Consider the following 14176-nt stretch of genomic DNA (forward strand, 5'->3'; position numbering starts at 1 on the left):
TATGTATATTTACTTAGGAAACGATAGGTGTTAAAAAGTTACACACTCACGGTCAGACCTCTACGTGGTGTATGCCAGTTCAGTCGTGTACGCACCAGTAGGTAGGTTACATGTAGCAGTAAGCAACATATAGGAATATCAGAAAAAATATACCGATGCCGCAAAGAAGTGAGATCACCTCCTTATCACCTCTGTCAAACTTTCCATTCGCCTGCATATACGTCTATTGTTTTATTTTCTTTATCAACAAAATATATAATGAGTAGCGCATTAGGATGTGTGGTGGCTCAAATCAGAACCAGTCACACCGCACACAAAGTTATCATGAAGAAGTATTCACTTTATCCGTATTAATACTGAATGACCTTTCTGTATTACCTCCACGCATTTAAAAACAACACTTCACGGGCACAATATCTATCGAGAAAAAATACGTGTTGACTGAAAAGTTTACTTACATGTTTTAGATCACGACCGAAACAAACACGGGTTACCTGAACAAAGATCATTTCTGCTGTACGATCGGTCAATCAGGAATTTACGCTATATATACCACGTTTATGCTGCCTACTGTTTTCGGTAAAATCTGCCTCTATATTACTTTGCCAATCCGTATTTCTACGGATATGTAAGTACGTTTTATACGGAGCCCCCCCGCTATTCAATCTGCTACATTTGCACGCGACATTCTTCCAGGTCTAAACTTTTTAATCAACGTGTACATGTTCAGATCTATACTTTATTCATTTCTGTTTTTTACAATCCTTCTCTCTAATCCGTTTACATCGCGCAGCCTATACGCACAGTGTGTGGGCCTGCCCACGGTATCATCGCTGGGTAGTAATAAATTTCCGGCCGGTTTTTGCTCACCGGTAAGCGCGCGGGTAACATACAACGTTGGCTTTCTTTCAGCTGTGCCGGCAGGTTCTGTAGATATATACATTGATTGGGGGGATGGAACAAACTCAACTATTCCACAGACTCCCGGACAAACTTCTTATAGTGCTGATGTTACCCATACCTTTCCCGTTAATAGTGATTGCGAATTTGTGGTGGTGATGACGATCAAGTATAAAGGATCGCTCTGCCCGATTACACGACAAGTGCAACGTATAGCTTCGTGGCGAACAGACGAGTTTAACGGAGGCAAGGTACAATTGATCTCTCCGCTTACCGGAACTACCGAACACCAGGTGTGCGCAGGTGTAGATCTCTCGGTTGTTTTTCAGGATCTAACCAACTGGAACTGTAATCCGAATTATGTACACCCTCCAGGTCCGGATGCCGTAGAGAGTCCGAACATTGCCAATCGCTGGCAGCAGATCATTTACAACACAGGGTCAACCGGTTCTAAAATTCCGAATCTAAAAGTAGATGGCATACCCGTTACCGGTGCCGGTGGTGCTGATATATTAACGAGCTACCAGGATACACGTGGTGTATATTATATGAATACTCCTACGGTGGTTGCCAACAATCGCAGACCATCTTTACAAATAACAGCACCCGGTGGTTTTGGCGCGGGCTATCCACAGGTGGGAGATGTTTTTCAGATCACCATACGATATTGGAACTTCTGTAATCCATACTCCAACGATACTGCCAATCCGCTTGTGCCGGTAAATGGCGATCTCATCAATGGGGATAATGCGCCGGTAGAACGAACCGCTACGATACGCGTAGTGAGTGCACCGCCTGCTCCTACAGCATCGGCCGATCAAACGGTTTGCTATAACACTACACCCAGCAACTTCTCTATATCCGGTGTACCTTCCGGCTATATTGTAAACTGGTATAAAAACGTAGCGGGTGCAACGGACTCGCCAGGCGCACTGATCAGTTCAGGAACCTCTACATCACTATCCATAAAATCGCATCCAAACTGGGTAGACAATAAAACTCCCGGTATATATAAGGTATGGGCGAGCTATCAACCCAACGCAGCAAACGGATTGAACTGCGAGAGTCCAAAAGTAATGATAAAGAGAACCATTCGCGAAGACATAAACCTTCCTGATCCTATCTCTACTATACCTACCGAAGTCTGCAACAGTACGGCTACCAGCCCAACAACGGTAACAGTTACCATGCCTCCCACAACAATTGAAACTATAGGAGGAGCAACACAATATGTATGGACGGGATCGTCTGGTGTATCCGTTGCTTCTACTACGGCAGTTTCAGGAACATTCAGTTTCAACGTAAATTTTTCTGCAGGACAGCTATATGTGGATCGCACCATCTCCGTGCGAAAACAGTACGCAACTTCACCTACCTGTTTCAAAGAGAAAACATATACGATACGGGTATATAATCCTTCTGTAGGCGGCACACTTTCATCTGCACCGGATGTGTGCCAGACATCGCCCGTTGGTAACATTACACTTTCCGGAAATATAGGGGCCGTTACCCGCTGGGAAGTTTCCTTCAATGGCGGTGCATTCAACACCGATGCATCATTGGGCACCGGCACTACTATATCGCCCGGTATATTACCACCCGGTATATATAAATTCAGAGCGGTAGTAGACAATGGTCCGTGCAACGAAGCTAATAGCTCGGAAGAACAGGTAGAAGTTTCTACCAACCCGGGGTTGCCTGCCAATGCAGGAGCCGATCAATTCGTATGTCAGCTTACGGGAGCAACACTGGATTCACAGCCGCTTGGAGCGAGTGATCCTTCACCGGGCACCGGTACATGGTCCTATATATCCAGTGTACCTACCGGTCTACCATCACCAACATTTTCGCCTGACAAGAATGATCGCAATGCTTATATATCTATACCGGCTACCGATGCTGGCGCCTATACATTACGCTGGACGGTTACCAGCGGAACATGTTCCAGCTATGACGATGTGGTGGTTGACTTTGGTACAGACCCGACCGATCCGAACGCAGGAAACGACAAGCAGGTATGCGGAACAACAACTTCACTCGAAGGAAATACACCCACTATAGGAACCGGTAGCTGGAGCGTTGTAAGTGGTCCCGGTGGTTGCACCGGCTCAGGCTGTCCGATCAGCATTACCAACACACGCACCCCTACATCTGCTATAGCACTTACCGGAAGTCCTTATACATATGGAGCCTATACATTGCGCTGGACAATTACCAGTGGTGGCGCAGCGTGTTTTCAGAAGAGCGATGATGTAGTAATTACTTTCGATGAACCTCCGCTGATCAACAGTGCTCCGGATGTGAGCAGCACCTGCATCGATCCAAATAACCTTACACCGATCAATCTTACTGGTACTATTAATGGTGGAGCGGTGAGTGGCCAATGGCAGAATGTATCGGGTAGCGGTACTATATCGCCCGTCAGTACATCGGGTAGTAATCCCATCACAATCAATGCTACCTATACGCCTGTCATGGACGATTACGATCTTGGTGCCGATATACGGGTAAAACTCGTAGCATTGGCCGCGAGTTCCAGCTCTTGTTCATCGGTTGAACAGCAAGCTGTTATTCATATCGATCGTAAACCGGTAGCCAATGCCGGCTCAGATATACCGGATATATGCGATAGCTCCGTAAAGCTGAATGCTGATGCACCTGCATACGGTGCTACCGGTAAATGGACTACCGGTGTTGCGGGAGTAACATTTGATGACAACACCAACCCACAGGCTACGGCCTCCGGACTCACCGCTGCACCCGGCAGTGTAGTCGTTACGTGGACGCTCACCAGCGCCAGCGGTAACTGTGTGTCTGATCCTTCATCCATAACATTAACCCGTGCGCCACTGCCAAGCGCTATATCTTTTACCGCTACAGAATGCGAAGAGTCACCGGCAGGTGTACCTGTTGTAGCAAATATACTTCTAACAGACTATGAAGACCAGGTAACAACACTCTCGGCAGCCAATCGTGAGATCACCTGGTATAAAGATAGTGCTCCTCCTGCCGGCACACAGATAACCGACCCTACGGTTGAACAAACCGGTGTAACTACGGGGCAGGTATATATAGCACGCATCCGCGATGTTTCGGCAAGTTGTACCAACGATGCTACCGTTACTATAAATGTACGCGCCCTGCCAACAGCCAAAGATGCCACGGTAGCCCTATGCGAAGATGTAGCCGGCAGTAATACAGTTTCGAATGTAGACCTCAGTGATGCGGCCTATGTAAATGAAGTTACCGGCAGCGCCAGCAATGTAACCGTAGCATGGTTCCCATCGCTCTTTGATGCACAGAACAATACATTTGAAATTACCTCTCCGGTAGATGTTACCAGCAGCGCTAAATACTATGCACGCGTGCGCTTCACCGATACACCTTCGTGTGAAGATTATGCAGAACTCACATTAGTAGTAAAGTCCACTCCTACCAGCGACCAAATCTTTGGTCGCGAGTCGGTTTGCCAGGGAAATTCATCCGTAGAAATATACCAGGTAACTCCGGTTACCGGAGCAAAATATACCTGGAAGATTCCCAACGATCCTGCAACTCAATATAAAGTGTTTGGCGGTGGCACATCTAACGACTTCTTTGTATTGCTGCAGTTCCCCAACTTGCTCTCGGATACCATCAGCGTGCAGGTAGAGTTGAACGGATGTTCCGGAACGGTGATCAAAAAACCTATTGCCGTCTCTCCTACTCCTATAAAACCAACGATACTGGGTGATTCTGTTGTCTGCGAAAATGATGAAGGTATTACGTACAATGTATCTCCGAATAACTATCCGTCATCTTCCTATAACTGGGAGATACACAAGGCTTCTGACAATTCATTGGGTGGTGCCTTTATCTCTAACGGACAAGCAACCAACCAGATATTATTAAACTTCCTGGAAGATGACATTATCATTCACGTACAGGAAAGCAATTCGATCTGCGTGAGTGAAATGAGCACCTATACCGTGCAGGTAAATAAGCGACCGATCATGCTCGATGGTGATGCCGATATATGCAGTAACTATCCTGTAGGTGTAAAGTTCGAAGCAGATCCATCCAGTCCCGTATCGATCGATCAATATAACATTACCAATACCAGTTATGCTACCGAGATTGTTCCGATCGTAGGACCAACTCATGGCAATGGTGTTTCAGCTGATACTATTCGCAACGATCAGTTCCAGAATATAAAAGCAGTGCCGCTGCCTGTTAACTATACCGTTGTGCCGGTAAATATAGATGCCAACGGAAAAGAATGTCCGGGTGATGCACAGATCATTACACTGACCATTAAACCTGAGCCACAATTGCATCCAAGTCTGGATAAAGAACTTTGCAGTGGTGTAAGTACAGGCATCGCGCTTGTGTCTGCCTCCAATACATTTCCGGCCGATAAATTTATTATCGAAGCAATCACAGTGCCGTCCAGCATTACAGCGCTAACAACTATACAAACACCGGATGCTACCACGCAGTATAACTCCGATGCCATCAGCAATCACCAATGGGAAAATACCGCGGGTGCAGACAGTACAGTAATATACACTATACGTCCCTATAGTACATTGCTGGGTTGCAGCGGAACATCAAAACAGATTCACGTAACCATCCACCCGAAAACTGTTGTTGATACGATTGCCAACAAGATAAGCTGTAACAACGATCTGTTAAATGTAGCACTCACCTCAGCCAACAATTCCGATGCTACATTCTTCTGGACCGTAAAATCTTCTGACTCCTATATATCAGCCGCTACCAGTGCGGGGCAAGGCGATATACAAAACCTGTTATTGCAAAACAGTAAATCAGTCGATGGCATTATTACCTTCCAGGTACAAGGAAAAAATACCGCGACTGAAGGAAACTGCAGCGGACCGGCAAGAGAATTTACCGTAACAGTTAAACCATCGCCACAGGCGGATGATGTTTCCAAAACCGTGTGTTCCGATACACCGGGAGGCAACACCTATACCGCCAACCTGAAAGCACTTGAATCATCGGTTACACCGAATGCATCGGATGCCAACACCAAAATCACCTGGTATAAAAGCCAGACGCTCAATCCAACGGATGAGATACCGTCTGCATCGTTAAGTGCGTATGTAATGCAAGACCAGGTTGCTGTATATGCGGTAGTGGAATATATACCTACAGGTTGCCGCAAAACAGCTACTATCACCTATACCGTTAATCCAAGTGTATCCTTTACAGCTACACCGGTTGATCTGCTCTGTAACGGACAAAGCAACGGTGAAATAAAAGTATCGGTTACCAACGGCACGCCTTCGTATGCTTTCAAGATCGATAATGGACTGTTTGTTAACTCTTCTACCGATCCCTATATATTTACTTCGCTCTCCGGAGGAAACTATACTGTTACCGTGCAAGACTCGAAAGGATGTACGGCATCACAATCTGTCGCAGTATTTGAACCTACCGCGCTCACCGCTACGATCAGTCTTGCCAAGGCGATCAGTTGCTACCAACAACGTGATGGTGCTATACGTGCAACGGTAACGGGAGGAACTGCTCCCTATACAGAATACAGATTGGTGCAAAGTAATGTGCCAGATGATAATAACGATGGTCTCTTTGAAAACCTCGGTATAGGAAGCTATAACATTCGCGTAAAAGATACGAATGGCTGCTTCGCTACAACGGATATGCTGGCCCTCGATCAGCCAGCACCGGTAGAAATCAACACCGTAAAAGTTGCTGCCGATGATGCCGGTTATAACCTGACCTGTAAAGATGCTACAGACGGGGAAGTATATGTAACCTTTACCGGAGGAACCACCAGCACCGCAGGCTATACGGCTATGCTGGTAAATGTTGCCGACACAAAAGATACCACCGATGTTACCGGTATAAATAATGCAACATTTACCGCGTTGGGCAAAGGCACCTACTCGATCGTAGTGAAAGATACGATGGGTTGTGTATCGCGTTCAGCAGGGGCTACGATTCTAAATCCACCAGCACTCAATGGTGGATCGATAGGAGTTGATCAATCAATCTGTCTGGATAGCGATGCGGCAAAGATCAGTGAACTCTCAGAACCATTTGGAGGCGTTGAAAATTACCAGTATCAATGGCAACAGTCACGCACCGGTGATGACAACGACTGGATTGATATACCAGCCTCTGCCGGCGGACAGATAAATGAATATGATCCGGGTGTATTACCGGAGACTACTTACTTCCGCAGGTTAGTGTGGAGTGTATCAACACGCACGGGTAAACATTGCGAAGTAAAAGGTACGGACGTGCGCGAACGTGTTACGGTTACAGTCAACCAGCCACCAAGTGTACAGGTATCAGGTCCGTCCAATCTTTGCTATGGTAAAGCCGGTCGCATAACGCTCAGCGTAGTGTCTGGTGCTATACCTATACTCTATAGCTATACTGATGGTACTAACAGCGTTGTGAATGAAGAGGGCGGAAACACCAACATCATTGTAGTACCTGAGATACAACAAAACACAACGTACCAGTTCTACGATATATCGGATGCCAACGGCTGTACAGCTTCCAATACACCGGAAGAACTGCAGGTAAGTATCAACGTGATCAATGTAAGCACCGACTTCTCTATTGTAGGACCTGATGCACAATGTCCGGGTAATGATTTTACATTCAAGTGGAACGTGGTGCCCGATGTAAAATACGAATGGGTGTGGTCACGCGATAGCTCAACAGTCTTCCCGGCTGACAGCTTGTCGTCAGGAGATCATACTATTCAACATGGATTTGCTGCAGGCTCGCCCGATAACTCTACCGTATATAATGTAAAGTTAAAAGCCTCTAACTTCCTGTGTACACCCGATCCTACATCACGCGAAATCACAATATACCCGTTGATCGCACTCAATGTATTGCCTGGCGATACAACACTTTGCAGTGGACAAACAATTCGATTCGAAGATCAGTCGCTGGGCATCGATCATGGTAAATGGTACTATCATGTGCTGAACACAACGGACGTGCTGGGCGAAACACCGGCTCCTGCTGCGGAAGTGGAATATACCATGACCAACAACACTACGCAGAACCCGATCACTTACGAGGTAGTATATGAAGCCGCCAACAACGAAGGTTGCTCCGGCACCTATAAAAAGCAGGTAGTGGTATATCGTGGCGTAACGGCCGGACTGAGTGCCGGCACAGTACCTCCGTTCTCCGGTGGCGTATCAACCGTTACGTTTACCAATACATCGGATCCTATAGATACGAATGACTTTGACTATTCGTGGGACTTTGATGATGTGAAGGCTTCTCCTTCTACAGCCAATGGCACTGGCCCTTATACTGTAGAGTATCATGCAGCCGGCACCAAGCATGTGAGCCTGAAGGTGAATAACATCGCAGCCCGCGATGCCGGAGAGACCTGTGCTGATACGAAAACCGTAACTATAAATATACTCTTGCCTGCAGTGCATGCCGCCTTCTCGGTTACGCCACTGGCAGCTTGCTTCCCGACCAACCTGGAGGTAACCAACCTCTCGCCCAGTGCCGATACTTTCTTATGGGAACTCTATAACAACAACGTAATGGTCGATAGCTCATCGGTACGTAATCCTACGTTCCGTGTGTCTGAGCCAGGCTCCTACTCTATATATCTGAAAGCAGGTTTTGCTGCCAGCGGGCAGAGTGATTCAACGACTGTGCGCGGTATAGAGGTATTTGACGTGCCAACGGCAAGCTTCGAGTTGCGACCATCTATAGTATATATACCGGATATGGAAGCGCAGACATTTAATTTCTCTACGCATGCCAACCAATATACCTGGGATTTTGACGATGGCACTACATCAACAGACTTTGAACCGAAACACATCTATACTCTCGAAGGGAAATATACTGTTTCCCTCCTGGCGGGATATGACAATGGTGAGAAAGATATTGATGGCGATGGTGTAACCGATGGACACCTGGTGTGTTACGACTCTGCACAATATCCGATAACGGCTATACAAGGCGGATCCGTAAAGATACCAAATGCCTTTACACCGAACACCAGTGGATCATCACACGGCAGTGGCGTTCCCGGAAGCGGAACATTCAATGATACTTTCCAACCTATTGTAAGTGGTGCGGAAGAATTTACCATGCAGATATTCGACCGATGGGGCAACCTGCTGTTTGAATCACAAGATCAAAATAAAGGATGGGACGGCTATGACCGTAACGGAAGATTAATGCCGGCAGGAGTATATGTATATAAACTCGTGATCCGACTCTCCAACGGACAACGCACTACGAAAGTTGGTGACATAACCCTGATCCGATAAGACCAAGGCCATGAAGAAGATCATTATTCTCGCTATACTGTTTACAAGCTTTAACGCGCTGGCGCAAGACCCGCAGTTCTCGCAATATTATCAGGCACCGCTATATCTCAACCCGGGATTTACCGGCATCACACCACAACAAAGGCTGGTGGTGAATCACCGGATACAGTGGCCGAGTCTGCCGCAGGCATTCTCCACGTATGCAGCATCGTACGATATATTTGTAAATGAGCTGCGAAGTGGATTCGGAGTACTCTTTACTACTGATAAGATGGGATCAGCCGGCTGGCGAACTACCACAGCCAGCTTGCTATATTCCTATAAAGTAAAGCTTACCAGCAAACTCGTATTCTCACCCGGGCTATCGTTTGGTTATGGGAGCAACGGACTGGATCGTACTAAACTATCAATGGGCGATGGACTGGAGTATAACGGCACATCACTCGATCCGGCACTGAGCAAACTCAGCAATCAAAATTACCTCGACTTCGGTTCGGGATTTTTACTCTATACAAAAACACTCTGGCTGGGTGCATCCTTCATGCACATGAACCAACCAAATCTTTCGGTGTTGGGTGAAGTAAGTCGCCTGCCCATGAAGACTTCCATTCACGGTGGTATAAGAATAAACCTGAGTGGCTACCGGGCCACCAATCGTCCGTCTTACCTCACTCCGTCTTTTATTTATCGCATGCAGGGCCCAACGTTCTCGCAGCTTGATCTGGGCGTAAACTATCACGTTGATCCTATATCCATAGGTTTCTGGTATAGAGGTAAACCCTTCAAGCGCAGTGTAGTCAACTCGATCGAGCAAGATGCTTTCATTGTTTTCCTGGGACTATATTTCAAGAACCTGAGCGTAGGCTATAGTTACGACTTTACTATCTCCAAACTTCAAACGGCTGCAGGTGGAGCGCACGAGATATCATTGATCTACGAATTCTCAGCCAAGAACCCGGACAAGAAATCGAAGAAAAAATACAAGCTCATCCCCTGCCCTACATTCAACAGCAAGGAAGGATTCTGGAATTAAGCTATAACGCAATACTCGCCAATGACCCGCAGAATATACTATATCGTCAGACAGTGCCCATCGACATGCTCTCTTTCTATTAGTATACTGCTATATATATTGATGAGTATAAACGTTTCCGCACAAACACCGGTAATAAAAGTTATCGATAAAACTTCCGGAAGCATGGAGCAAGCCATTACGCTTAAAGGAAGCGGCTTCGGCTCGGATGCATCGCAATTAGTAGTGATGTTTGGTGCAGTAAGAGCGGATATCCTTTCCGTAACAGACCAGGTATTGAAGGTAAGTATACCGGCCGGCACAACGTATGATGAAATTGCCGTAACAAATCTGGCATCGAATCTCACCGGCTATACGCGCGAACAATTTCTGTTAAGCTTTCATGGCGATAGCACTCAGCCACTCGATGCCAACAACCTGACAGGGCAATTTGATTTTCCCGCCAGCGCAGCAACAGCCGATGGGTTGTACGACATCTGCATGTGTGATTTTGATGGCGACAAAAAAAATGATCTTGCTGTTTCAAACGACAACTCCGCACTTCTTAATATATACCGAAACACCGGATCAACTACGGGCACAGTAGCATTCAACAACAAGATATCGCTCAACCTGCTGTCGAGAACATTGCACATTACCTGTGGCGATCTCAATGGCGATGGCAAACCTGATCTGATTGCTACAGAGAAAGGAACAACCGACAAAGTTTTCTTTTTGAAGAACAATAGTTCAGGTGCGGGAAGTTTTTCATTTACCACACAATCGGTGCAACTCTCCGGGCAAACACCACAGCATGTTAAAGTAGCTGACCTTGACCTGGATGGCAAGCCTGAACTGATCATCACGTCACAAACTTCCAATAATGTAATCGTATTACAGAATAAGAGTACAAAGGCTGCTATACTTTTCTCATTGCCGATAACAATCTCTATTCCGGGGGCTACACATTTAGATGCATTGGCGGTAGATGATATGAATGGCGATTACCTGCCGGAGATCATGGTGAGTCAGTATCAAACATCATCGGATATATATATTATACAAAACACCAGTATACCGGGCACGATATCGTTAAGCAATGGGGCCGGTGCCAGTGTTGGTGCTGCGATCAACCATATACTCACAGGAGATTTTGATAATGACGGCCGAAAAGATATAGCATACGCACGTGCCGGAAGACCAGGCGCTATAGGAGTTATGCTGAACCAATCCAACGGCTCTCAACTTGTTTTCGGCCCTGCGTGGAATTATACTACCGATGATGATCCGTGGGGACTTGCTGCCGGTGACCTGGATGGTGATGGCAAAACAGATATAGCCACTGCATCGGATACAAAAAAGAGCATTACAATACTGAACAACCGCAGCACACCGGGTAATTTGTCATTCCTGTCGTTTTCAAAATCTACCACTTACCTCAATCGGCATATTGTGATTGGCGATGTAGACAGCGATGGCAAACCGGATATAGCTTTTACCAGCATAGATGATAATAAACTAAATATACCGGCTTCGAAGGTTTCGATCTTCCGAAATAAAACCTGCATGATACCCGAGGTAACACCCGCGGGTCCGTTGAGTATATGTTCCGGCAATCCGGTTAATCTCGTAGCGACACAAAGCGGTGGCGTGAGTTATGCGTGGATGAACCAAACAACCGGTGCTACGACAACCACGACCAATATCTATAGCCCTACCGTAAGTGGTGATTATAGCGTGAAGGCTATTGCTGAAAATGGAAGTTGCTCAACCACTTCCAACACGGTGCAAGTTACAATAGGCACGGGCTCGGCCAGCAATACACAACCCAGGAACAATGGGCCTGTGTGCCTCGGGCAAACACTGCAACTTTCATTAGCGAATGACCTCGGTGCAGGCTTTAGTTATCAATGGAAAAATGAACAGGGGAATATTGTAGGAACCGGTGCCACCGTAACCATCAACCCGGTGAAACTATCCGATGCCGGCACCTATAGTGTAGAAGTATATGCCGGAGATATAGCCACTGGCTGCCTGGCCCGGACGGACGTTACAACGGTTGGGGTAACAGACATTCCTAATTTTACTGTGGTGCGCTCGACCGATGAAGTCATTTGTGCCGGGGATCTGTCAACGTTAACTGTGTTTCCATCGGTAACCGGGTTTACTTATCAATGGTTTGAAAAAACAGCCGGCATCATAGCATCTCAGACGCGCAATCAACTCACTCGCGGAACTACCGGAGAATATTATTACCAGGCAACATCAGCAAATCCCTCCTGCCCAGTGGCTACATCTGCCTCTGCTAAACTTATGGTTACTGATCCTCCTACTGCTTCCTTCGATGCACCCATTACTGCTTGTGAAGGACAGGAAATAACGTTTAAGAATACATCCACAACTGTGACAAAGGCATTTTACCAATGGGATTTTGGCGATGGTATAACTTCTACAGACAGTACCGGTACACATACTTATACATCGGCAGGATCATTCACGGTAACACTCACCGTATCCTATAAAGGACAAACATGTCGTGGAGAATTAAAAAAATCTGTACAGATCACAACGGCTGTTCCTCCGGTAATCACGAGCAGCACCGGTGTATTTCAATATTGTGATGGACAACAACTCACACTTCAATTAACAACCACGTATAATTCGTATCACTGGAATACCGGATCATCTTCGCCCAGCCTTACCGTTACGCAGGCTGGAGTATATTTTGTAGAAGTAACGGATAACTCCGGGTGCTTGTTAAAAGTAACGCAGGAGATCACACCTTTACCATCACCCGTTGTAACAGCAACCGCTAAGCCGGAAGTTATTGCAGAAGGAGAAACAACACAACTTGAAGCATCAGGTCTGGTTAATTATACCTGGGATCCAGAAACGACATTATCCGACCCCACTATATATAATCCAACGGCCAGTCCCGCAACATCCACCAATTATACTGTTAAAGGAGAAGATAGCAACGGGTGCCAGGGCGAAGCAACCGTAGCCGTAGTGGTTAAAGATGCCGGTATATCGGCGAAGATAAAACCAAGTCTCTTCTTTTCTCCCAATGGCGATGGAAGCAATCCATACTGGATCGTAGAGAATATACTCGATTACCCGCAATGTGGTGTGATGATATTTGATGATAAAGGCGTGCAGGTATATAAAGCACAACCTTACCTGAACGACTGGGATGGTACCTTCAATGGCAAACAGCTACAGGAAGGCGTATACTATTTCATAATCCGTTGTGACGGACAAGAAAGTAAACCCCGCACCGGAAGCATTACACTGCTTCGGTAACGGGGTTATGCTAGATCTCTGAACGATACAACGGCATGGACGTACGCCAACCATTATTCATCCAGCCACTTCTCTGCGTCCTCTGCGAGGCGAAAATTCTTCTTGGGAAATTGTGTAGCCTTGGCAACAGCATTGAGCTGCATCTCAGCAATATCGTCTTTTAAAATCTCGGCTACTTTTTTAATTCCGTTCTTCAGGAGAATGGCTTGGGCCTGTTCGTGCAGCTTAACAACTTCCTGCGGATGAGTCTTCATTTCAGAAGCATCTGTCAGGAGCGTAAATCCTTTTTTTAGTTTTGATAAGGCTGTATTCCAATCGCTGAGGTAGTTCGGAACAATTTCAGGATTGCGCCAAAAGCCGATAATCTTGAGATAGGCTCTGTTCTTTTCCGGAGATACAAATATTGTATAATATTTGTTCTCACTGATTTTAATCTGTGACATGGTAACTAGAGGGTGACGGTTAGGGGTTGAAATTTTTTCCCAATCTATCCGAAATTCCCCATCCAGTCAAACAATATTTCTACAAGTATCGAGCTTCAGTATTGCAGCTCCTTCACATACTTGCACAACTGTCGGTTATACACGTCAAGCTCAGTATAAAGATCTTTCACCTCGTGCGAGTATTGATGATGTTTCCGCATTTCCTCAAACACCTTCATCAGGGA

4 protein-coding genes are annotated in these 14176 nt (G+C 46.3%); 3 read left to right on the top strand and 1 reads right to left on the bottom strand.

The annotated features are described in order from the left end of the window. Positions 1-722 precede the first annotated feature (722 nt). The 3 genes from VIN08_RS01625 (at position 723) to VIN08_RS01635 (ending at position 13509) form a co-directional block, all read left to right on the top strand. Positions 723-9194, top strand: a complete 8472-nt coding sequence (locus VIN08_RS01625; RefSeq protein ID WP_331959218.1) for a gliding motility-associated C-terminal domain-containing protein — start codon at positions 723-725, stop codon at positions 9192-9194. Positions 9195-9204: 10 nt separating this feature from the next. Continuing rightward, entirely contained in the window at positions 9205-10227 is a 1023-nt protein-coding gene (locus tag VIN08_RS01630) for a type IX secretion system membrane protein PorP/SprF (RefSeq protein ID WP_331959221.1), read from the top strand. 102 nt (positions 10228-10329) lie between these two features. Further along, a complete protein-coding gene (locus VIN08_RS01635; RefSeq protein ID WP_331959224.1) occupies positions 10330-13509 on the top strand; it encodes an FG-GAP-like repeat-containing protein in 3180 nt (1059 codons plus the stop codon). A 53-nt stretch (positions 13510-13562) separates the two neighbouring features. Here VIN08_RS01635 and VIN08_RS01640 read toward each other — a convergent pair whose 3' ends face one another. Then, positions 13563-13952, bottom strand: coding sequence for a hypothetical protein (locus VIN08_RS01640; RefSeq protein WP_331959227.1), 390 nt, complete (start codon positions 13950-13952; stop codon positions 13563-13565). Positions 13953-14176 lie beyond the last annotated feature (224 nt).

Origin of the sequence: Ohtaekwangia sp., from assembly GCF_036568665.1 — a bacterium.
Taxonomy (GTDB): domain Bacteria; phylum Bacteroidota; class Bacteroidia; order Cytophagales; family Cyclobacteriaceae; genus Ohtaekwangia.

Bases quoted from the DNA above. Each gene is read 5' to 3' on its own strand.
- VIN08_RS01635 (WP_331959224.1), top strand. From the start codon at position 10,330: ATGAGTATAAACGTTTCCGCACAAACACCGGTAATAAAAGTTATCGAT.
- VIN08_RS01630 (WP_331959221.1), top strand. From the start codon at position 9,205: ATGAAGAAGATCATTATTCTCGCTATACTGTTTACAAGCTTTAACGCG.
- VIN08_RS01640 (WP_331959227.1), bottom strand. From the start codon at position 13,952: ATGTCACAGATTAAAATCAGTGAGAACAAATATTATACAATATTTGTA.
- VIN08_RS01625 (WP_331959218.1), top strand. From the start codon at position 723: ATGTTCAGATCTATACTTTATTCATTTCTGTTTTTTACAATCCTTCTC.